This window comes from Streptomyces sp. PA03-3a (assembly GCF_033792735.1).
GTDB lineage: Bacteria > Actinomycetota > Actinomycetes > Streptomycetales > Streptomycetaceae > Actinacidiphila.
This window is the reverse complement of record NZ_JARAVM010000017.1, coordinates 110,401-131,778: the sequence shown is the minus strand read 5'-3', so window position 1 is coordinate 131,778 and position 21,378 is coordinate 110,401. Positions and strand designations below refer to the sequence as shown.

General features: G+C 69.9%; 18 protein-coding genes. 13 read left to right on the top strand and 5 right to left on the bottom strand.

The window, feature by feature from the left end:
- Nucleotides 1–51 precede the first annotated feature (51 nt).
- Nucleotides 52–726: a GAP family protein gene (locus tag PV342_RS21580; RefSeq protein WP_500318422.1), complete on the top strand. Its 675-nt coding sequence runs from the start codon at nucleotides 52–54 to the stop codon at nucleotides 724–726.
- 35 nt (nucleotides 727–761) lie between these two features.
- Here PV342_RS21580 and PV342_RS21575 read toward each other — a convergent pair whose 3' ends face one another.
- Entirely contained in the window at nucleotides 762–965 is a 204-nt protein-coding gene (locus PV342_RS21575) for a hypothetical protein (RefSeq protein ID WP_400807265.1), read from the bottom strand.
- A gap of 1,157 nt (nucleotides 966–2,122) precedes the next feature.
- Between PV342_RS21575 and PV342_RS21570 the strand changes: the two genes are divergently transcribed.
- Nucleotides 2,123–3,742: a tannase/feruloyl esterase family alpha/beta hydrolase gene (locus tag PV342_RS21570; RefSeq protein ID WP_500318450.1), complete on the top strand. Its 1,620-nt coding sequence runs from the start codon at nucleotides 2,123–2,125 to the stop codon at nucleotides 3,740–3,742.
- 44 nt (nucleotides 3,743–3,786) lie between these two features.
- On the top strand, nucleotides 3,787–4,377 hold the full coding sequence (locus PV342_RS21565; RefSeq protein ID WP_400807260.1) for a DUF308 domain-containing protein: 591 nt from the start codon (nucleotides 3,787–3,789) through the stop codon (nucleotides 4,375–4,377).
- 66 nt (nucleotides 4,378–4,443) lie between these two features.
- On the opposite strand, the gene PV342_RS21560 is transcribed toward PV342_RS21565, so the two are convergent.
- Nucleotides 4,444–5,220: a DUF5707 domain-containing protein gene (locus PV342_RS21560; protein WP_500318421.1), complete on the bottom strand. Its 777-nt coding sequence runs from the start codon at nucleotides 5,218–5,220 to the stop codon at nucleotides 4,444–4,446.
- 636 nt (nucleotides 5,221–5,856) lie between these two features.
- Between PV342_RS21560 and PV342_RS21555 the strand changes: the two genes are divergently transcribed.
- The 10 genes from PV342_RS21555 to fxsT all read left to right on the top strand — a co-directional run bounded on the left by PV342_RS21555 (nucleotide 5,857) and on the right by fxsT (nucleotide 18,213).
- Entirely contained in the window at nucleotides 5,857–7,011 is a 1,155-nt protein-coding gene (locus PV342_RS21555; RefSeq protein ID WP_500318420.1) for an alpha/beta fold hydrolase, read from the top strand.
- Between the two features lie 201 nt (nucleotides 7,012–7,212).
- A complete protein-coding gene (locus tag PV342_RS21550) occupies nucleotides 7,213–7,623 on the top strand; it encodes a VOC family protein (protein ID WP_500318419.1) in 411 nt (136 codons plus the stop codon).
- 337 nt (nucleotides 7,624–7,960) lie between these two features.
- A complete protein-coding gene (locus tag PV342_RS21545) occupies nucleotides 7,961–8,089 on the top strand; it encodes a hypothetical protein (RefSeq protein ID WP_500318418.1) in 129 nt (42 codons plus the stop codon).
- A 126-nt stretch (nucleotides 8,090–8,215) separates the two neighbouring features.
- Nucleotides 8,216–8,665, top strand: coding sequence for an LppU/SCO3897 family protein (locus PV342_RS21540; protein ID WP_500318417.1), 450 nt, complete (start codon nucleotides 8,216–8,218; stop codon nucleotides 8,663–8,665).
- A 74-nt stretch (nucleotides 8,666–8,739) separates the two neighbouring features.
- Complete coding sequence (locus PV342_RS21535) at nucleotides 8,740–9,624, top strand: metallophosphoesterase family protein (RefSeq protein ID WP_500318416.1); 885 nt, start codon at nucleotides 8,740–8,742, stop codon at nucleotides 9,622–9,624.
- Between the two features lie 138 nt (nucleotides 9,625–9,762).
- Nucleotides 9,763–10,086: a CU044_2847 family protein gene (locus PV342_RS21530; protein WP_329184581.1), complete on the top strand. Its 324-nt coding sequence runs from the start codon at nucleotides 9,763–9,765 to the stop codon at nucleotides 10,084–10,086.
- A gap of 90 nt (nucleotides 10,087–10,176) precedes the next feature.
- Nucleotides 10,177–11,160 (top strand): trypsin-like peptidase domain-containing protein, encoded by a 984-nt coding sequence (locus tag PV342_RS21525; RefSeq protein ID WP_500318415.1) that lies wholly within the window; start codon nucleotides 10,177–10,179, stop codon nucleotides 11,158–11,160.
- Entirely contained in the window at nucleotides 11,157–12,644 is a 1,488-nt protein-coding gene (locus tag PV342_RS21520; protein ID WP_500318414.1) for a VMAP-C domain-containing protein, read from the top strand. Before PV342_RS21525 ends, PV342_RS21520 begins: the two co-directional genes overlap by 4 nt.
- The gene (locus PV342_RS21515) at nucleotides 12,641–13,765 is read left to right on the top strand and encodes an AAA family ATPase (protein WP_500318413.1); all 1,125 of its coding nucleotides are present in this window, start codon (nucleotides 12,641–12,643) and stop codon (nucleotides 13,763–13,765) included. Before PV342_RS21520 ends, PV342_RS21515 begins: the two co-directional genes overlap by 4 nt.
- Complete coding sequence (gene fxsT, locus PV342_RS21510; RefSeq protein ID WP_500318412.1) at nucleotides 13,762–18,213, top strand: FxSxx-COOH system tetratricopeptide repeat protein; 4,452 nt, start codon at nucleotides 13,762–13,764, stop codon at nucleotides 18,211–18,213. Before PV342_RS21515 ends, fxsT begins: the two co-directional genes overlap by 4 nt.
- Here fxsT and PV342_RS21505 read toward each other — a convergent pair.
- The 3 genes from PV342_RS21505 to PV342_RS21495 form a co-directional block, all read right to left on the bottom strand.
- On the bottom strand, nucleotides 18,173–19,786 hold the full coding sequence (locus PV342_RS21505) for an aKG-HExxH-type peptide beta-hydroxylase (RefSeq protein ID WP_500318411.1): 1,614 nt from the start codon (nucleotides 19,784–19,786) through the stop codon (nucleotides 18,173–18,175). The genes fxsT and PV342_RS21505 overlap by 41 nt on opposite strands.
- Before the next feature lie 282 nt (nucleotides 19,787–20,068).
- Nucleotides 20,069–20,260 (bottom strand): hypothetical protein, encoded by a 192-nt coding sequence (locus PV342_RS21500; protein WP_018558004.1) that lies wholly within the window; start codon nucleotides 20,258–20,260, stop codon nucleotides 20,069–20,071.
- A 168-nt stretch (nucleotides 20,261–20,428) separates the two neighbouring features.
- Entirely contained in the window at nucleotides 20,429–21,277 is an 849-nt protein-coding gene (locus PV342_RS21495; RefSeq protein WP_500318410.1) for an endonuclease/exonuclease/phosphatase family protein, read from the bottom strand.
- Between the last annotated feature and the right edge of the window lie 101 nt (nucleotides 21,278–21,378).

Below are 21,378 nucleotides of genomic sequence, written 5' to 3'. Positions count from 1 at the left end.
TCGCCATGGCACGCACGCGCACGTGAACTCTCCGCCTTCGAGGAGGCCGCCTTGGGTCACGCCGTCGGCGATGTGCTCGGCCTGGCCGCCGCCGTCGCGGTCAGCCCGCTGCCCATCGTGGCCATGATCCTCATCCTGGCCACCCCGCAGGGCCGGACGAACGGCACGCTGTTCGCCGTCGGCTGGTTCCTGGGCCTGGCCGTCCTCGGCGCGATCACGCTGGCGGTGGGCGGCCCCGGCGGGGCGTCCGCGCACGGTCAGCCGGCCACGTGGGTGGGGGCCCTCAAGCTGGCGCTGGGCGTCCTGCTCCTCCTGTTCGCCGCCCGGCAGTGGCGAGGGCGTCCACGCGACCCCGCACAGGCGCGGCTGCCGAAGTGGATGGCGGCGATCGACCACTTCACCCCGCCGAAGGTGCTCGGCCTCGGACTGCTGCTCTCGGCCGCGAACGCCAAGAACGCCCCTCTGACCATCGCCGCCGGGGCCTCCATCAGCTCGGCGGGGATCCCCGTGCCGCAGCAGATCGGGGCGCTCGCCGTGTTCGTGGTCATCGCTTCGCTCGGAGTCCTCGCCCCGCTCGCCGTGTACCTGTGCATGGGTGAGCGGGCCGAGGGCATCCTCGCCAACTGGCGGAACTGGGCCGCCCAGCACAACGCGGCCATCATGGCCGTCCTGTTCTTCGTCCTCGGCCTGAAGCTCCTGGGGGACGGTATCAACGGCCTGGCCTGAGGCCCCCGCAGGCCCGAATCGGGCTTCGCGTCCACCTACGCGTAGAGCCGGTCGCCCGGGCACTCGGTCGCGTCGGCAAGGCCGGACACCATGGCGTCGGTCGGCACGGTCATGCCCTTGCCCGCGTGGTTCCGCGCGTTCGCCGTCGCGCTGCCGTCGGCACCAGTCCTCTTGTTCGCGAAGTCGACGTAGCCCTCCGCGACATCGGCGAGATACCCGGAGCAGATCGACCGCACCACATCGCCGCACTTTCGTCACCACCTTGACCGGCAATACGTTCTGATCGACCCTGGCGCTCGCAGGCCGTCTCGGGGGCACCTGCCGAGGTCACGGGGCAGCCCGTCCGTAGGCCAACCCCGGACGTCCTCGCGGCGGAGGGCCGGTACGCGGAGCTTCACCGCACGCAGTGCAGCACGGAGAGCGTCCTGCCGGGCACCCTCCTCCGACCTGGTCCGGAGAAACCCGCTTCGGGACGGACGGATCGGCTGCCGCGGTGCCCGCCGGTCCGAACGCCAAGAACCTGCGGTGGGCTGTCCCCGACCGCTGTCGCCGCATTCCCAACCTGGGCCGTACCCACTGCGGATGGTATGGGCGGCCCTTCCTTCGCGGGCCTCCCCGATGGGGCCGAGCCGATCCTCGTGACGCTCATCGCGGTCTTCGTGCCGGCCGAAGTCTTCCGGCGCGGCATCCCGCGCGTCTTCGGCCTCGCCGGCCTCGTCCCAGGCGGGCCATGACCATGGGGCCCGGCGCACCGTCTGGCGCGCCCATCAGGGCGGATCACCCGGTCGGCTACTGAATGTGCACGCGGGTCGACTTCGCGGAACGGCTCGGTCGTACCCTGCACGTCGCCGTCACCGGGCTGCTGACCCTGGGCTGACGCCCGGGCCGGTCCGCGCGGAGCGGACGGCGCGCCGGGTCAACCGCGCCGGCAGCTCCGTCCCGACGTTCGGCGTCGGGGCGGGCGTATCCGGGGCACTGGATGCGCCTCGACGGCGACCTGCCCGGGCCGGGCCGGAGTGGCGGCCGCACCGGCGTCCGCGATGCCCCACCCGCGGGCCGCGCCAGGCGAGTTGACCTGCTACTCCCAGGCGGGTCCACCCCCTGACCCGGTCCCGGATGTGCGGCGCACCGCCGGACGGATCGTATCGGGGCCGCGGGTCACACCTTTGGATGCATCCCACTCACTTTCGCCATCTACTTTCATCACCCACTTTCGTCACCGCCTTAACCGGTGATAAGTTCGGATCAGTCTTGACGCCCCGAGGCCGACTCGGGGCGTCTGCCGAGGTCACGGGGCTGCCCGCCCGTAGACCCGCCTCGCCCTTCCCGTCGTGCGATGTGCCTATGTGTCGCCGCGGTCAGGCGCACAGCTACTCAGGATGTGAAAGCAATGAAGATGAAGAAGAAACTTCTGGCCGTGATCGCGGCCGGAGTGCCGCTGGTCGCGGCGGTGTACCTGCCGACCGCTTCGGCACAGACCCCGACTCCCGCTTCGGCCACGCCGTTCGACTGCGCATCCATGCCGGTGCGGGCCCCTGCCGGGACCGAGGTGGAAACCGTGGGGGCGGTCCGCGACGTGGGCGGCACCATCAAGGGGACCGGTGTCCTGCGGGGCGAGGTCACCGGCGTCCCGGCCTTCTGCAAGGTGACCGTCACCCTCACCCACCCGGGCGAGGACGACCACGCCACGGTGACCACCTGGCTGCCCGAGAAGGCCTGGAACGGCCGCTTCCAGGCGCTCGGCGGCAGCGCCTACCTCGCCGGGGACAACGGTGTCGGGATGGGCACCGCGGTCAAGGACGGCTACGCGGCGACCACCACGGACGCCGGCGTCGGCGACGCCCTCGACGTCAGCTGGGCGCTGAACGGCGAAGGCGGGATCAACACCACTCCGCTGAAGAACTTCGCCTCCCGTTCCCAGCACGAGGCGGCGGTCGTCGGCAAGGAGGTCGTCGACGCGGTCTACGGCAAGCGCGCCGCCTACTCCTACTTCACCGGCTGCTCCACCGGCGGACGCCAGGGCTACATGGAGGCCCAGCGCCACCCCGACGACTACGACGGCATCCTCGCCGACGCGCCCGCCGTGAACTGGGACGAGTTCGAGGTCGCCACCCTGTGGCCGCAGGTCGTCATGAACAACGAGAAGACCTTCCCGACGGGCTGTGAACTGGACGCGTTCACCGATGCCGCCGTCAAGGCGTGCGACTCGCTCGACGGTGTCAGGGACGGCCTGGTCAACGAGCCGGAGCGGTGCGACTTCGACCCTCGCGGGCTGATCGGCACCAAGGTCGCGTGCAACGGCGACGAGTTGACCATCACGGCGGCCGACGCGGCCGTGGTGCGCAGGATCTGGGACGGCCCGCGCACCGCCTCCGGCAAGAAGCTGTGGTACGGCGTCCCGATCGGGGCCGACCTCAAGGGCCTCGCGGCCGTCACGACCGACCCCGACGGCACCGTCAAGGGCAGCCCCTTCCCGGTACCCGCCGCGTGGGTCCGGCTCTGGGTGAAGAAGGACCCCTCCTTCGACCTGTCGAAGATCACCTACCGTCAGTTCACCGAGCTGTTCGAGCAGTCCCAGGCCCATTACGACGAGGTGATCGGCACGGACGACCCCGACCTGTCCGGCTTCCGCACCTCCGGCGGCAAACTGCTGACCTGGCACGGGCAGGCCGACCAGTTCATCCCCGCCCAGGGCACCGTCGCGTACCGCGAGCAGGTCGAGCGGAAGATGGGCGGCGCCAAGCGGGTCGACGACTTCTACCGCCTCTTCCTCGCCCCGGGCACCGACCACTGCGGCCTGAACGGCACCGACGGTTCGGCCGACGGCCTTGCCGCGCTGACCGCCTGGGTCGAGCACGGCAAGGCCCCCAAGACCCTGCCCGCCACCCTGGTCGACTCCTCCGGCAAGAGCGTCACCCGTGACCTGTGCGGCTACCCCGAGGTGTCCCGTTACAAGGGCCACGGAGACCCGGACCTCGCCTCCAGTTTCCGGTGCGTCCTCCCGCCCCGGCACTGACCTCGCCGTCACCGAACCGACCCACCCGAGAAAGGCCGAGCACCATGAGTACACAGACGGCGAATCCCCCGGCCCGGGGGACGACGAGAGAACGTTCCTTCCTGCTGAGGCTGTATCTGGGCCGCGGCGTCCTGGCTGTGGCGTGGGCCCTGGTGTTCGCCGGTGCCCATGACTCCGTCGACGCCCCGGCGATCACACTGCTGGTGCTCTACCCGCTGATCGACGCCGTGTCCTCGCTGATCGACCACCGCGCCACCCCCGACGGCTCCGAGCGCCGCGTCACAGCGTTCAACGGCGTGTTGAGCACGTTCGCCGCCCTCGCCGTCGGCATCGCCGCAGCGGGCGGCGTGGAGCCGGTGCTCCACGTGTTCGGCGCCTGGGCGGCCGTCTCCGGAGCGGCCCAAGTGGTCGTGGGCCTGCGGCGGCGCGGCTCCGAGCTGGGCAACCAGTGGCCGACCCTGATCTCGGGCGGACTGTCCCTCCTGGTCGGCGTCTTCTACAACATCCAGGCCGTGGGCGACGACCCCTCGCTCGACGTGCTGTCGACGTACGCGACCGGCGGCGGGGTGTGGTTCATCCTCCAGGCCCTGCTGCTGGGCTGGAAGTCCCGACAGCTGCGCACCCGGACCGCCTGACGGTCGTGCAGCGTCACGTCCCGGCCCGCGCCCCACGGCACGGGCCGGGACGTGACGCTGCTGTTGTCAGCGGACGTCGACGTAGTCTCCGGCGGCCTTGACCGCCGGGGTGGTCGACGTGCCCGCGAAGTAGTAGCGCCAGTAGCCGTCCACGGTGGCCTTCGCGGTGGACTTGAGGTTGCCGTGGGAGTCGCTGTACGTGGTCCGGACCGTGGTGTACGTGCTCGTTCCCCGCTTGCGGAACTGCAGCTTGACGGGCCGGCCGGTGTAGCCGTGGTATTCCAGGTGGTCCCACCAGCTGGCCCGGGTCAGCTTGCCCGTGACGGTGACGGTCTTTCCCTTGCGGACCGGCTTGGGTGAGGGTTTCACCGTCAGGCGGGAGTTCCGCAGGATGCGGACGCTGGAGAAGGGGTCGGAGTAGGCGTGTTCGCCGTTCTTCGCGTAGGCGACGACGTACACCTGCCAGGTCCCGGCCGTCGCGTTCGTCAGCAGTACCGGAATGCCGCTGACGGTCTCCTTGCACGTGGAGGTCGCCGCGTTCACCACACGGCAGTCGGCTTGGTTCGTCGTCGGGTTCAGGACGCCGTCGTAGGGCGAGGTGTTCAGGTGGGTTCCATGGAAGAGCACCAAGGACACGTTCTTGATGCCGGAGGGGGCGCTCGCGGTGATCGAGACCGAGATGGTCTTGGTGGTCGTCCCGACCACGATGTCCTTGCCACCGTTGACCGTCACGTTCTGGAGCTTGATGTCGCTGCTGCCGCCCACGGTCGCGTGCGCGCTCGGCGTGACCAGCGCGACGGGGATCAGCGCGAGGAGCGCAGTGGCAACGGTGGATATCCGCATGAGGTTCCCTGGGTACGAACTGGAGGCCGGTGTACGTCGCGATCATGACCGAGCGGCGCGCCGAGTCCAGGGATGGGGCGGTCAACGCAGAGCAAAGAACGGTAGTCAGTGCGATGGCCTGTCGGCTTTCCCCCGGCGTCCCAGCAAAGAGCACGGCGGGCGCGGGCGGCTCTCGGGAAGAGCGGGAGCGGTGCTGAAACACCCCTTCGGCGCAACGAACGACGACGCGCCTCATCGCTCCCCTTCTCCGGCGAAGGCGGCGCGGTCGGAGGGGAAGCAGACGCCGGGCGATCTTTGGCCGATCACTGTGGCACCCGGGGTGGCTCGGTTCCCGTGCCGCGACCCCCGTTCCAGCTTCCGGCACCACTCGACGTGCCGTTGATGACCTTGAGATCCGCAGCCACTGAGGCCGTCATGCGAGCCCGCGGCTGCTGCACTACCTGCCGGACGCAGGCCGGAAACAACTCGAATGGTCCAGTGACACTCCATCGGGTTGGACCGCGGTCCGGCGCGTTCTGCTCAGCTTGCTGCCCGGGTGAACTTGGGGGGAAATGGAGACGGCCTGCCAGGGGAGTTCGTCGTCGTGAGCCGCTCCCGATTCGACGCATCACGAGAAAGCAGAATCAGGAGGGACTCATGGGTGCCCGAATAGGGAAGACCGACAGGATCACCGCGCTCATCGTGGCGCTGGGTACCGCCTTGATGGTCACCGTCGCCGCAAGCACCACAGCATGGAGTCAGAGCGGGGAGGATGGTTCCGGGGACGGGCAGTCGGCTTTCCCGCAAGCGGAACCACCCCCCGGTTTCCAGTCCAAGTACGCCGAAGTCAACGGCTTCCGTATGCACTACGTGCAAGGCGGCAAGGGTTCGCCGGTGGTGCTGATCCACGGCTTTCCTCAGACGTGGGCTGAATGGCGGAATCAAATGGGCCCGCTTTCCGAGAACCACACCGTGATCGCCGTCGACCTGCGAGGCATGGGCGACTCCGAACTCACCAAGAGTGGTTATCAGACAGCACAGATGGCCGGGGACGTACATGAACTGCTGAAGCAGCTGAAGCTGAACAACGGAGTCCAGCTCGTCGGCCACGACATCGGTCTGTGGGTCAGCTACGCCTACGCGGCCCAGTGGCCGTCGGAGGTGCGCCGCATGGCCGTGATGGAAGCTCCTGTCCCGGACGAGAGCATCTACACCTTCCCGGCTCTGGAAGCCGATCCGAACAAGCCGTCGGCGTGGCACTTCGGTATGTTCCAGCTGCCTCTCGCCGAGCAGCTCATCACCGGCCACGAGCGCGCCTTTGTCGAGGGATTCGTCGGCGAGTACCTGGGAGACAACAAGTCCGCGTTCACGCCGGCCGACTTCGATTTCTACGCCCACTACCTGAAGCGGCAGGGACACACGACCGCCTGGATGAGCTTGTACCGCCAGCTCCGCGAAGACATCCGACAGAATGCGAAGTTCGCGGCCGAAGGCAAACTGAGGATGCCCATCCTTGCGATCGGCGGCTCGGAATCGTTCGGGAGCGGGATCGCCGACCAATGGCGTAAGTACGCCGTGAACGTCGACGGCCGTGTCCTTGAAGGTTCGGGGCACTGGGTGACCGAGGAGAAGCCGCAGGAAGTGACGGCTCTGCTGCAGTCCTTCCTGGAGACTTCGGCCGGGACACAACCGTCCCTGGCGGCCACAGGCTCTGACGAGACTCTGGTGGCGCTCGGTGTCGCCGGGGCCACGATGCTGGCGGGTATCGGTGCGGTGGCGGTCGTGCGCAACAGGCGGCGTGTCATGGTCTGAGCGCCGTCGTCTCCCGGGTCGGCCAGCACGTGTGCGAGGTGATCGCACCGGTGGCAATTGCTTCGCGGCACCGGGCACCTTGCGGCTCTCCAGCGGCCTGGCGGCGGCTGGAGAGTCGCAACCTCCTTCCAACGACAGGTCATTTGACGTGCCGTGGGGTTCGCTGATGCGTCCGCAGGACGCCGCCGGTACGGTCGCCCCATGTCGGTCTTCCGCACGCCTCAAGTGATTCTGTTCAGCGATGATCTGCCGCGGGCCGTCGACTTCTACAGGCGGCTGGGATTCACCGAGACGTTCCGCGTGCCCACTGATGGCGAGCCCACTCACGTCGATCTCGTGCTGGACGGATACAAGATCGGCATCGCCTCGGCCGCTTCCACCCGCGACGACCACGGCTTGGACCCCATCATTGACGGCCATCGCGCGGCCGTCATCCTATGGACGGACGACACAGCCGCGGCCTATGAGGCTCTCGTCGCGGGCGGAGCACCCGCCCTCGCGTCCCCGTACGCCTGGCTCGGTCGGCTGCTGATCGCCTGGACGGCCGACCCTGATGGCCATCCCCTCCAGATCGTCCAGCCCTTGACACGACCGGCCACGGCTCAGCGGTGAATCCAGCGGTTTCGGTCCTCCGATTTTGAGAATGCAGGTCGAACGGTCTTCTCGACCTGGTGGCCGCCGGGCGCCCGGCGCCGACATGCGCCGGCACCGGACCGTTCACCGGACGTTCCGCCGGCCGTCGCGGGAGGATGTGATCTTCGCGCTCGCCTTTTCGACACGACGAAGCGGAAGCCCAGGGACATGCGCGATCTCCTCCCCAACGTCCCGAAGCAGGGCTGGTTCACCCAGATACGCGACCTCCCCCTGTGGCAGGGCGTGCTCGCGGCCGTGCCGTTCGGACTGCTGTTCATCGGCGGTGCGATCGGCGGCGTCCTCCGCACTGGGGGCGGTGGCCAACCTGAGGCTCGCCCGGACCTCGCTGGCGCCCGCGGCGAAGGCCCTGTGCATGGCGGGCGTTGTCGTCGGCTGCGTGGTCGTCTACCTCGCGGTCGTGGCCGTCCTCTCGGCGCTGCTGTAGGGCGGCGCACGCCCTGTGTCACGTCAAGGCCACAGATTTCCGGCGACCGGGCTGTTCGGGCAGGTCCCGGTGGTAACTTCCACCGATCAATTGACCTTGCCTTTACGAGATCCAGGGGGAAGCACGATGGCCACTCCGCCGCCACCGCCCGGCACCAACCCGTACTCCCAGCAGCCGCCCGCCCCGTACGGCCCGCAGGGCGGCAGCCCGTACAGCGTGCCCGGCCCTCCGGCGCCCGCGCCCCGGCGCCCCCGGAGCGTCAAGGGCATCGCCAAGGCAGTCCTCAGCGTGGTCGTGATCGGGGTCGTGGCCTACGGCGGCTACACCACCTGGTTCGGGGGCGCCGCGACCGCCGACGCCGGCGACTGCCTGCACGCGGGGAACGCGGCGGCCACGGGCGTGATCTCCGTCGGGGACCCGGAGTTCGAGATCGTGGACTGCGGCGACTCCAAGGCCCAGTTCAAGGTCGCCAGCAGGCAGTCCGGTACGGACGGGACCTGCGACGAGCCGTACAGCCGGTACACCCAGGGCGGTTCCGGCCGGGACTTCACGCTCTGCCTCGAACGGCTGAAATGACCACGCGCCGAATGCGCTGAGACCGGCTCCCGGCCCCGGTGACGTCGCGTCAGGCGCTGCGTACCGTGGTGGGGATGCGGATCCTTCACCTGTCCGACATCCACATCGGCCCCGTCGAGGGGCCCAACTCCCGCGGGATCGACGCGAGGGAGTCCCTGCGCCGGATGCTCGCCGGCCTCGACTCGGTCCCGGACGTCGGCGCCGTCGTCGTCAGCGGCGACGTCGCCGACGACGGCTCCCCGGAGGCGTACGCTGCCGCCCGCGACATGGTGCGGGAGTTCGCCGCGCCCAGGCGGGCGCCCGTGGTGTTCTGCACCGGCAACCACGACGAGCGCGGCGCCTTCGCCAAGGTGCTGGGCAGCGGCCACCTGGGAGCCGACGGCGGCGACCTGGCGACCGCGGTCGTCGACTCCCCGGAGGGCGAGCGGGCCGCCGTGAGCGTGATCGGCGGCCACCGCTTCGTCACGCTCGACTCGCTCGTCCCCGGCAAGGTCTACGGCCGGATCGGACCACGCCAGCTCGACTGGCTGCGCGAGGTGCTCGCCGAACCCGCGCCGCACGGAACCGTGGTGGTCCTGCACCACCCGCCCGTCACCCTCGAGGTCGAGGTCCAGCAGGCCCTCGGGCTGCAGGACGGGGCCGCACTGGCCGACGCCGTACGCGGCACGGACGTACGACTCGTCCTGTGCGGCCACTTCCACCTGCAGCTCTTCGGCCACCTCGCCTCGGTCCCGGTGTGGGTGACCCCGGGGGTCCTCAGCCGCATCGACCTCACCGGCCCGCAGGGCACCGAGCGGGCGGTACGCGGGGCCTCGGCGACCCTCGTCGACCTCGGCGGCCCGTACGCCCCGCTGTTCCACGTGCTCCACGCACGCGACCCTCGGGCGGGCGAGACCGTCTACGAGCTCGACCGCGACCAGCTCCGCTCGATCGTCGAGCGGCTGGGCCCCGGCGCGTGACGTCCCGCAGGCAACTGCCGTAACTGGCCCTGATGAGTGCCAATCTGACGCTACGTTGACCCATGCACAGATGTCGCGTCACATCGAGTGACGGTGACACCATCGGTAAGCGCTTCATATGAGGACGGGGGAGAGCTTGTGACGCACCTCATCAGCTTTCGTACAGCAGACGGCGGTGAAGCCGTGGTGGAGATCGCCGAGGACGAACCGGGAGTCGTGGCCGTCTCGAGGACCGGCGACGCCATTGCGCAGGCTTCCGCTTCTCTGGAATCCGGGCTGGACCGCATCCGGACCGTGGCCGAGACGACGCTCGACCGGCTGATCGCGCTCCCTCGGCAACCCGACGAGGTCAGCGTCGAGTTCGGTGTCCGCTTCAATGCCAAGGCGGGGGCCGTCATCGCCCACACCGAAGGCGAGGGACACCTCAAGGTCGCCATGGTGTGGCGGCGAGGGACCTCCTGAATCCCTGCCGCCTACACTTGTCGCAGCGGGTGCGAAGTACAACGGTGACGCTCGGGGGAGACGATCGCTGTGGGGCCTGAACGTGGTCAAGTGCGCGTCCTTTCCGCGGACGGGACGCTGTGGGGAGCCGGAGTCCTGGTCGCGCCCAAGGACTCCACGACGGCCGGTGCCCACGTGCTGACGTGTGCCCATGTGGTCGAAGCCGCCGTGGACGGCACTCCCGGAGGCCGCCTGCTGGTCGATCTGCCCGGACGTGAGTGGTCCGCCTCCGCCCACCCCGTGCCCGCCGCCTGGTCGCCCCCTCCACCGCTCGACGGCCCCGCTCCGGGCGTCTCCCTCACCGACCGCTGCGACTTCGCCGTCCTCGCCCTGGACGTGGGCCATCCTCCCCTCCCCCGTGGCTGCGGCACGCTGTCCTTGGCACCGGACCCCGCTCCCCCCGGCCACCGTGTGTCGATCATCGGCTATCCCCGGGACGCCCCCGCCGGCCTCATCGCGACAGCCCGGCTCGCCGGAGCAGGTGGGCCGTGTCCGGAGTGGGTCCAGCTCGACGGAATGCGTACCACTGGTGCCGTGGTGCAGCGGGGATTCAGTGGCGCGGCCGTGTGGGATCCGGACGGGTCCCGCGTCGTCGGGATCGTCACGGCCGCCCACACCGACCGCAGCACGAAGGTCGCATGGATGCTTCCCGCCGACGTCGCCATTCGGCTCTGGCCACCGCTGTCGGGCGCAGCGCGGCCTCCTTCACCACGCACCTGCACTCCGCCCTCGCTGGAGAAGCAGTACGAGCTCGCCGACGCGCTGCTCGACGTGCCGCAGATCGGCTACGACTCCGGCCGTGCCCTGCGGGACGCGCTGCCGGCGCGGGTTCGCCGCGGCATCCGTGATCACCCATGGCCGCGGCAGCAACTCCACGCGGTGGTGCAGGCCTGCACGGACCACCGCGAGGGTTGCCCGGCCCTGCGCGCCGCTCTGCTCACCCTGGGCGGGGATTCGGAATCGGCGCTCGACGCCCTGGGACTCCTCGACCGCATGTGCTGCTCCGGCGCGCCGGGATCGGGGGGTGGTCGATGACGATCGCGGAGCGGGTACCACCGCGGTATCTGGTGGACGCCGTGGCGCAGGTCAGCTGCCTGCGGGACACCGAGACGCTGCGTCAGGTCGTGCACCGGCTGTGTCCGCAGCTGAGCCCGTCCTTGGACACCACGGCGGGCACCTCCCGACGCGGCGTGGTCTTCGCCGTCATGGAGGAGCTGTCCGTCCAGCCCGCGGGCATCGCCCGGCTCATCGAGGCCCTGGAGGTACGCGAGGGCAACTCGATCACGATGCGGAAGCTCAAGGTGGCCACCGCCGCCTGGGAGGTGGAACTCCTGGACGACGAGAGCTGGGAAGAGCTCTTCGATCTCCTGGACGGCATCCGGATACCCGATCTGGATCGCCGCTACGCGGAGTTCCTCGACACCTTGGGAAGGTTCGCTCCCCCGCTCCCCTGCACCGAGCCCTGGACGGTGTTCCTCCACGCCGCGACGCTCAACGCCCGGCCGGGGAACCAACTCCCCTGCTTCCAGGTCCTGCAGCAGCTCCTCGCACTCGGAGCCGACGGTGAGCGACAGCAGCTCATCATCGACTGGGCGGAGGAACACGACCCCTACCGCCCCGCAGCGACGGGGCGGTCGGAGCGGCCGTCCGCGGCGGACGAGGGTTCCCCGGCGTCCGAACACATCGACGTATGGAACCCTTCCGATTACCTGATGGTTCAACTGCGTCCGCTCCTCGACGCGGAGTCGGGACGCGATACCCTCCTGAGCCACTGGCTGCGCGTACATCCGGGTGGCCGGATCAAGGGAGAGGACTCCCGCATCGACCTGCGCGACGCCGAGAGGGAGGTGGCCACCCTGGTCTTCCACGCGGAGAGCGACATGGCGCACCGCAGGGCGGATCTGGCATTGGAGTTCGTACTCCCCAGGGACCTCCTCGACCTGGATGTGGAACGATGGCACAAGACTTCATTCCAAGGAGTGGGCGGGGTGCTGGGCGAGGATCACCACGTCGTCGTCCGCAGTCTCGACCGACTGGGCCGACGTGATCTCCACGGCCGCTGGGGCCGGAGGTGGGATGCCTTCGCGCACGGCCGTGCCGGGCGTGTGCATTGGTATCCCGAGGACGGCAGGTCGCACCTCCTCTCGGAACCTCCCCCCGCGGTGGCGGTCCTCAGCGACCCGCCCACCGGCGCACGCGGCGAAACGGGGGCGCGTGGAAGCCGGGACGAACTGGTGGAGGCGCTCAGGGCCGGGGTCCCCGTCATCCTCTGGGACCGGAGAGGCCCAGCGGATCCGGCATTCCTGTCCGCTCTGCGCTCATTGCTGGATCGCCACGATCTCCGCGGATTACCCGGTGTCGTGAAGGCGTTGCGCATCGCAGCCATCGACAGCGATCCTGAGAACGATGTATTGGTCGGCCGCCATGTCGCTCTGCTCTGGGATGATCCGAACCGGATGCCCGTCGCGTCGGTGGGCACATCGGCGGGTCCTCCCCCGGGCGGGGAGGAGAGTTCGTGACTCGCCCTGACGACGATGCTGTGCCCGTTGCCGGTCACAACGACGGGAAACCACCGCGCTGGTGGATCTATCGAGGGGCCGGTCAGCCACTTCAGGACACCCGCCTCGCGGATCTCCTCCCCCCTCCCCCGCCGTGGAGGAGCTTCGGCGGCGGCCCGGTCCTTCCGCCGCCGCCCGACGACGACGCCGAGATCAGGCGCCGGCTCGGGCTGCACCGGGCCCCGGCGCGGCAGTTCGCGAACTTCGCCGAACACGAGGCGAACATGGTGAACTCCGCGCTACTGCTGCGCCGGCCGCTGCTGGTGTCGGGGCGTCCGGGGACGGGGAAGTCCAGCCTGGCGTACCGCATCAGTCGTGAGTTACGCCTCGGACGCGTCCTGCGCTGGCACATCACGAGCCGCACCACCCTCCAGCAGGGTCTCTACGAGTACGACGCGATCGGTCGCATCCAGGACACCGCTGCGCAGAGGGCAGCGGAAGGAGAAGGCCACTCCGGCGGCGACCGCTCCGCGCCGCCCGGCATAGGTGACTACATCCAGCTGGGCCCCGTCGGTACGGCGCTCCTCCCCTATGCCGAACCCCGGGTGCTACTGATCGACGAACTGGACAAAAGCGACCTCGACCTGGCCAACGATCTGCTCAGTGTCTTCGAGGAGGGCTCCTACTCGATCCCGGAACTCCTCCGGGCGCGCCGCAGGCATCCGACGGTGAAGGTGCTGACGGACGACCCGGACAGGGAGGCGGAGATCACCGGAGGGACGGTCACCTGCCGCGCCTTCCCCCTGGTCATCCTGACGTCCAACAGCGAAAGGGAGTTCCCGCCCGCGTTCCTTCGCCGGTGCCTCCTGCTCGACATGCCCGAACCCGACGAGAACGACCTCGCGGACATGCTCGTCGCGCACTTCGGCGGCGAGGCCGTCACCGAGTGGGCCGACGACCTGATCTCCCGGTTCGTCGAGCGGAGCCGTCAGCGCGGCGGGCTCTCCAACGATCAGCTGCTGAACTCGCTCTACCTCGCCATGTCCGCTCGCGCCTCGGACGAGACCGGCCCGCTCCCGGAGTTCAGCCGGACGGTTTGGCACGGGCTCAACGGAACGGATCCCGGAGCGAGGACCGCGTGACCGGGGAAGAGGGAGGCCCGTCGTCGCGGCCGACCCAGCAGGAGTTGCTGGACGCGCTGTACCTGGCGGCGTGGCGGGACTCCGCGTCTCCCTACCCATACCTGGACTGGCCGTCCGGCCGCTCCGCCGAGCACGGCTCCCCACGGCCGACAGCGCGGCCGGCGACGGGTCCGGGCGGCCGGCCCGGTGAGACCTCCCCTCCCGGCGAGGCATCCGATGGCACCGGCGGCGGTGCCGACGACTCCGGATCCACGCGCGAGGACGGCGACGCCGGGGATTCCGGCGACGGCATCCGCCGTCCCGAGCACGATGGCCATAGGACCGAACCGGCCGCGCGCCGCGCGTCGGAGCCCATTGTCGCGAACGAATGGCGCTCGGACGCGACGGGGCCCGCGCCAGCCGTCCGGGCTGCCTCCTTCTGGTCCACCGCGCCCGGGCGTGACCCGCAGTCGGGCAGCCGCCCCGCCGCTGCGGCACCGTCAGGTGATCTCGCACTGGCCCGCTCCCTGCGTCCGCTGCGGTTGAGGCGGCCCTCCCACGCGGCCTGGGAGGTGGACGAGGCGGCCACGGCGGAACGTGCGGCGGGGGACGGACTGTGGATTCCGGCTTGCCACCCCGCCGAAGAGCGCAGGCTCGAACTGCTGCTGGTGGTCGACGACCACCCGTCGCTCACCCTGTGGCAGGACACCGTGCACAGGCTCCGCCGGTTACTGGAACGGACGGCGGCGTTCCGGACCATCACCGTGACCCGCGTCGCCATCGCGGAGAAGGGCGCCCGTATAAGGGGACTCGGAGCCACGTCACGGCGGAGCTCACCGGGTCCCGACTGTGTGGCGCTCGTGGTCACGGACGCGGTCTCCCCGAGTTGGCGCAACGGCGACGCGGCCGCCTACCTCTACTCGCTGGCGCGATCGTCACCGACCGCCGTGCTCAGCGTCATGCCACAGGAAGTGTGGGAGTTCACCCTCCCCACCGCCGTGAGGGTGGAGCTGACCGTCCCGGCACCGGTCTCACCGAACCGGCTGCTGAGAACACGCCGGATCAGCGCCGGCCTGTCGGCCCTGGGCGATCCGCCTCACCCGAACGCCGCCGATCCCCTGCCCGTACCGCTTCTGGAGTTCACGCCGGGGTCCCTCGGCCGCTGGGCACGGCTGATCGCCTCCACCGGCGGGCGTCACACCATGGCCGCGCTGCTCACGGGCATCAACGGTGACCTTGAGACCAGAGCCGATCAGCAGGTCTCCCTGTCGGAGCCCACGCCGGGCCGGGCCCGGGAGACCGTCGGCCGGTTCATGGCCAAGGCATCACCCACCGCCTTCACGCTGGCCCGCCGGCTGGCCGCCGCTCCGCTCAACCTCCCCGTCATGCGCCTCGTGCAACGGATGCTCCCGGAGGCGAAGACCTGGAACCTCGCCGAGATTATGATGTTCGGTCTGTTGCGGTCCGTGCGTGACGACTACGACGCCGAGGACGCCGAGAGGGTCTCCTTCGATTTCGCGACAGGCGTCAGGCAGGAACTCCTCGCCCTGGGCACGCGGGCGGAGACGCTGGGCGTGCTGCGGCATGTCTCCGAGCATCTGGGGCCCCGCCTCGCCTCGGCTTTCGCGGGCGGGGAAGCGGTGGTGGCCTGGCAGACCGACGCCCCGGACCCCCCGGTGACCGAGCAGACAAGGCCGTTCGTCAAACACCTGCGCACGGCGCTCTCCGCGGTCTCAGGTCCCTATCAGGCTCGCGCCGATCGTCTGGAGTGCTTACTGAGCGAGGAACGGCGAGCTTCACCCATACATCCCCTACCAGCGCATATGACGACGGGTGATCGGTCGGATACGCTTGAGCGGCGGTCCGCCGCCGCTACGACGCCTCCGCAGGAGTCGCCCTCCCCAGCAATCCCAGGAGGTTCCGTGTCGTCCCCCGTGAAGCAGTCCGCAGGCCCGTTGACGGTTCAGCCGCAGACTGCCCCGCCGAACCCGAGGCGCATCGGGGCGAACCTGCCGCTGCGCAACAGGAATTTCACGGGACGCGAGGAACAGCTGGCCAAGCTCCGCCAGAGGCTCGCCACCGGTATAACCACCGCCGTACTGCCCGAGGCGTTGCACGGAATGGGCGGAGTGGGAAAATCCCAGATCGCCATCGAATACGTGTACCGCTACGGCAGGGACTACGAGCTCATCTGGTGGATTCCCTCCGAACAGACCAACCTGATCGTGCAATCCCTGATCGAACTCGGGGAACACATGGGTTTGCGGGCAGGCGCCGACCGAAGCGCCGTACCTGCCGTCCTGGAAGCACTTCGCGTGGGCCAACCCTACTCGAACTGGCTCCTGGTCTTCGACAATGCCGAAAATCCGCATGAAGTCCGGCAGTTCTTCCCTCATGACGGTCCGGGGCGCGTCATGGTAACTTCCCGCAACTCCCAATGGTCTACTCTGGCCAGCTCACTAGAGGTCGATGTGTTCACACGTTCGGAAAGCGTCGCATTGATCAAGCGACGCAGTCCGCAAATTCCCGACGAGGCCGCCGACCGGCTGGCCGACGCCCTCGGCGACCTGCCTCTCGCCGTTGAACAGGCGGCCGTGTGGCTCGCCGAGACGGGAATGCCTGCCCATCAGTACCTCGACCTCTTCGAGACCAAGTGCTCGGAGCTGCTGGAATTGGCGCCTCCCGCCGATTACGATCTGCCGGTCGCAGCGGCGTGGAACGTCTCCTTGGACCGCCTGCGCGAAGACCATCCGGCCGCTTTGCAATTGCTGCAGATCTGTGCCTTCTTCGCGCCGGAGCCCATCTCCCGGGGGTTCTTCGAGGCGGTACGGGGCGTCACCGCCCCTCCGGCGTTGCGTGCCGCTCTTGACGATCCCATCAAGCTCTCCCAGGCGGTGCGGGAAATCGGCCGGTACGCGCTCGCCCGGATCGACCACCGCAATTCGACCATTCAGGTTCACCGCCTGGTGCAGCGCGTCCTCGTCGAGCAGATGAATCCCCAAGAACGCGCTGAGATGCGCCACTACGCACACGAAATCCTCGCCAACGCCGATCCGAGGAATCCCGGACTCCCCGAGGCATGGTCACGCTACTCCGCCCTGCTGCCACATGTGCGGGCCACCAGGATGGTCGAGTGCGAGGACGGCTGGGCCCGTCAGCTCGTCCTGAACGAAGCGCGATTCCTCCAGGAACGCAGTGACTACGTCGAAGCGCTCAACGTCGCCGACGAGGCCGCGGCGATCTGGCGCCGCACCTTGGGCGAGGACCACGAGCATGTGATCGCCGTGGACCAGGTCCGCGCCCTCGCGCTGCGCTGGCAGAACCGCTACGCCGAGGCCTACGGCCTCCAGGCCGAACTGGTCGAGCGCTGCCGACGCGTGCTGGGCGAGCGCAACGAGACGACCCAGCGCGCCCTGAGCGTGCTCGCGATCCTGCTCCGCCTGCGCGGCGACTTCTACCGTGCCAGGGAGCTGGACCAGCAGGCTTACGACACCACGCACCGCGAGTTGGGCGCCGACGATCCCGGCACCCTGCAGTCGGCCCACAACTACGCGGTCAGCCTCCGTCTCGCCGGTGACTTCGCCGAGGCGTACCGGCTGGACGAGGACACCTACGAACGACGGGTCGAAGTCCTCGGGGACGATCACCTCGCGACCCTCAGCAGCAGGTACCAAATGGCACTGGACCTGCAGGAACTCGGCCGCGGGGACGAAGCGCGGACCCTGTTGTCCAACCTCAGGGACCTGGCGCTCGCACGGCTGGGTCCGGAGCACGACATGACCATCCGCGCCACCCGGGAGCTGTCGGTCACCCTGCGCAAACTGGGTGACCACCAGGCCGCCCTGGAGCTCTCCGGCATGGCGCTGAAGGTGCTCCGCGAAAAGGCCGGGGAGGACTCGCTGGAAACCGTGCGCGCGTCGCTGAACCATGCGACCGACCTGCGTCAGACGGGCAGTCTCGACAAGGCGGCGGAGCTCGGCCGGGCCGCCATGGAGAGGTGCCAGGCACTGCTCGGCGACGAGCACCCGCACACCTACGCCACCGCCACCAATCTCGCGGTCAGCCTCCGGTTGCTCGGCCAGGTCTCGGAGGCGCACGAGTTGGACCACGAGGCCGTGGACGGCCTCAGCGGGGTCCTGAGCCCGGACCACCCTCGTACGCTCCTGGCCAGGACCAATCTGGCCAGCGACCACTTCGCGGTCGGCGAGTTCGAGGAGGCGCGCACCATGGACACCGAGCTGCTGGCCCTCAGCACCCAGTCACGCGGCGCGAGCCACCCCGCGACCCTGGCCATCATGGTGAACCTGTCCTACGACCTCGACAGTCTCGGTGAGTCCCAGGAGGCCGAGGAGTTGCACGACCGCGCTGTGGCCCTGTTCCGCACCGTTCACGGGCCGGAGCACCAGGCCACGGTCGACGCGGAGAACTTCAAACGGGCCAACTGCGACATCGACCTGCTCGGCGTCTGACCGTCCGGTCGGCCGGACGGGCGCCGAGCCAGTCGGCGAGTCCCTCCGGCCCCGGAGGCATCACTTCGCGGCGCAGCAGAGCGGAGTGGAGCGCCAGAACGAGTTCGGGGCGCTCCACCAGCAGGGTGTCGTCGTGCTCCGCTGCCAGGCCGATGCCGATCCAGGCCGCGGCGGCGGGTTCGGCTTCGCGGTAGCCGGCCATCGCCTCGTCGCGGTCCTCCGCCACCAAGGCCGCGTCGGCGGCCGAGGCCCGCGGGATGCCCTGCGGATTGTGGGCGCCCGCCTCGAGTTCCGCGCGGACCTTCGAGAAGGCGTTGCGGTCGGCGAGACGCAGGCGGGCGAGCCATGTCCGCGCCCCGCCGCGTGCCCCGGGCGGCCGCACGGTCGTGATACGGGCCGCCGGCAGTTCCGTGGGCGGTGGCCGGCCGTCCAGCCAGCGCTGCGCCAGCGCGTCGGCGGCGGTCTCCGCCACCGCCAGGTTCGCCGCCCGCCACGTGGCCCGTGTGTCACGGCAGCACAAGTCCGCCAGTCGGGCGGCAGGCCCCCGCACCGGTTCGTGCCACCATGCGGCTGCCCGTTCCGTCAGCGCGGTGACGATTCTTCCGCCCGTCTCGGTCAGACCGACGGCGCTGCGCAGAGCGACGAGTGCCATCCTCAACTGCCACCGGTGAAGGGCGAACTCGAAGTCCGCCCGCGGGTCGCCGTCCCGTCGGCGCTCCCGCCAGAACGCCGTCATTCCGGCGAACGCGTGGGCGCCGAAGAGCAGTCCCCGCAGGGGGCGCGGGTCCTCCCGCCACGGGGCGAAGTACAGCGGCTCGGGCCCCTCTCGTGCCGGGACGAACAGAGGGGTGAGATCCCCGAGGGCCGTCAGCAACTGATGGCGTGCCTCATGGATGAGCGTGGCGGCCATGGAGGACGTGTCGGAACTGAACGACATGGTGATGGCGCCGTAGGCATCCGGGACGGACGCGCTGACGATGTGCAGTCCGCTCGCGGTCTCCACGGGGACGACGGAACGTACGGTCCCGGCCACCACCCTGTAGGCCGTGGTGTCGGTGAACCGCAGGAGGTCGTATGTACGGCGGAATTGGGAACGCCATTCCTCGACCTCCGGGGCGGAGAAGTCCGTGGCGTCCCGCAGCGACCGGAAGTCCCGGTAGGGGGAGAGATGGTCCAGCACGGCCGCTCGTGACGTTCCCGGCACCGCGTGCCCGACCTCCGGCAGGGGCGACCATCCCTCGGCCCGCGCCGTGAGGTCCTCGGGCATCCGCACGGATCCGCCGTCCCCGTAGACCACCGTTCCGTCGTGCCCGCTCTCCACCCCCACCACCGTCCAGTCCCCCCGCCCCACGGCGCCGGTCACCCCGAGGGACGGCAGCCACAGCCGCCCCCCTCGGGCGGGAACCCGCAGCGAGCACCGGGCACCGGCGCGGACGGCCGCGGCCGCGGCGAGGGAACCCAGCATCGTCGCGCCGGCCCATGACGGAGCGTCCGAAGGGGCGGCCACGGCGCCGTGCGCGAGCTGCCTCAGCAGCCGGAAGGCCCAGGCACCCACCGCGGGGTCCTCGAGCACGGCCTCCACCGCGCCCGGATCGCGTCGCTGTACGGCCCCGAGCACGACCCACGCGGCAGCGGGACGGGTCGGAGGAGCCCCGTGCGGCCATCCGCCGTCAACGTGCCCGGCGAGCTGGAGAATCGCCTGCAGCGCCAGGAGGAGCCGGCTTCGTTGAGCCGATCGCAGCAGGGCGAGATCCGCCTCGCCCAAGTCGCCGTTGGCGACTCCGACGAGCGTCTGCTGGTGAATCCGATAGGCCTCAGGTGTGATCAAAAGTCGCGGACGGACACAAAGGGACCGTCATCGGGCGCCGCCACACATGGCCGCCATGCTGCCCTCGCACAGTGGAGCAGCGGTACGGGCCAACTGTCCCTGCAGGACCGCGAGTGCGCTGGAGAGGCCGCGCACGTCGTCGAACTCGTCCAAGGATATGCCCGACAGGTCGATGAGCGCTGACTGCAGGCCCTCGGCACTTCCCTCCGTGTACGTCATGCCCCCATGGTGACCGAAGGCTGTCCTCTGGGGAAGACCCACTCCCCGGCGCCCGGGGTACGGCCCGCCCTCCCGGCCGGACGGCGAAGGCCCCCGCATCACCAGGGAGGCCTTCAACCGTTCGGTCTCACCGCCCAGCAGGGGGAACCGCTGGGCCCCGGCGCGTGATCAGGGGGTGACCAGGACCTTGCTGACCAGCGGCAGGTGGTCGGAGGCCGTCGGGTCGGCCTGCACCACGCGGGTGACCAGCGGCTTGACGTCGCCGGTGGTGTAGATGGCGTCGATGCGCTCGGTCGGGGCCTCGGCGGGGTAGGTCGCGCCGTCGCCACGGCCGTGCGCCGAACGGGCCCACGCGTCGGTGTAACGGGACTGCAGCGGCTGCGACTCGGGGGCGGTCGGCAGGGCGTTGAAGTCGCCGACGAGGACGGCCGGCTCCTTGTCGCCGATCAGGTCGACGATCTGCGGGGTCTGCTGGAGGCGGTCGGTCTGCGAACTGGCCGCCAGGTGCGTGCAGTAGAACTGCACAGCCTTGCCGCGCACGTTCAAGGTGGCGTGCAGCAGACCGCGCTGCTCCTGGCCGGGCGACTTGTAGAGCCAGGTGTTGTCCGACGCGGTGATCGGGTAGCGGGACAGAATGGCGGTGCCGTACTGGATCCGGTGGTCGCTGCCGGCCGGGGGCGCGTTGTCGATGTTGGCGCCGAAGACGACGTGGTAGCCGAGCAGCTTCGCGAGGTCGGCGGCCTGGTCGGCCCAGTCGCTGCGCGCGGAGTAGTGGTTGTCGACCTCCTGCAGGCCGACCACGTCGGCGCCGCTGCGGCGGACGACGTCCGCGATCCGCGGGACGTCGAGCACGTCGTCGGTGCCCTGGGCGTGGTGGATGTTGAACGTCATCACGTCCAGCACGCGGGCGCCACGGCCGTCGGCGGCGGGAGCCTTGCCCGTGGTGGCGGCGGCGGTGCCGGTGGTGGCGGCGAGGGCGAAGACGACGGCGAGGGCGGACAGGGTCCGGCGCAGCATGGTAAAGGTCCTCCAGGACGGCGACATGAACGATCACGATCGTGGTCGGGGCTCCTGGCGGACGCGTGACGGGCAGATGAAGACCGGGTCCCGTCCCCCGG

Bases quoted from the DNA above. Each gene is read 5' to 3' on its own strand.
- PV342_RS21555 (WP_500318420.1), top strand. From the start codon at position 5,857: ATGGGTGCCCGAATAGGGAAGACCGACAGGATCACCGCGCTCATCGTG.
- PV342_RS21565 (WP_400807260.1), top strand. From the start codon at position 3,787: ATGAGTACACAGACGGCGAATCCCCCGGCCCGGGGGACGACGAGAGAA.
- PV342_RS21570 (WP_500318450.1), top strand. From the start codon at position 2,123: ATGAAGAAGAAACTTCTGGCCGTGATCGCGGCCGGAGTGCCGCTGGTC.
- PV342_RS21550 (WP_500318419.1), top strand. From the start codon at position 7,213: ATGTCGGTCTTCCGCACGCCTCAAGTGATTCTGTTCAGCGATGATCTG.
- PV342_RS21520 (WP_500318414.1), top strand. From the start codon at position 11,157: ATGACGATCGCGGAGCGGGTACCACCGCGGTATCTGGTGGACGCCGTG.
- PV342_RS21560 (WP_500318421.1), bottom strand. From the start codon at position 5,220: ATGCGGATATCCACCGTTGCCACTGCGCTCCTCGCGCTGATCCCCGTC.
- PV342_RS21495 (WP_500318410.1), bottom strand. From the start codon at position 21,277: ATGCTGCGCCGGACCCTGTCCGCCCTCGCCGTCGTCTTCGCCCTCGCC.
- PV342_RS21540 (WP_500318417.1), top strand. From the start codon at position 8,216: ATGGCCACTCCGCCGCCACCGCCCGGCACCAACCCGTACTCCCAGCAG.
- PV342_RS21500 (WP_018558004.1), bottom strand. From the start codon at position 20,260: ATGACGTACACGGAGGGAAGTGCCGAGGGCCTGCAGTCAGCGCTCATC.
- PV342_RS21535 (WP_500318416.1), top strand. From the start codon at position 8,740: ATGCGGATCCTTCACCTGTCCGACATCCACATCGGCCCCGTCGAGGGG.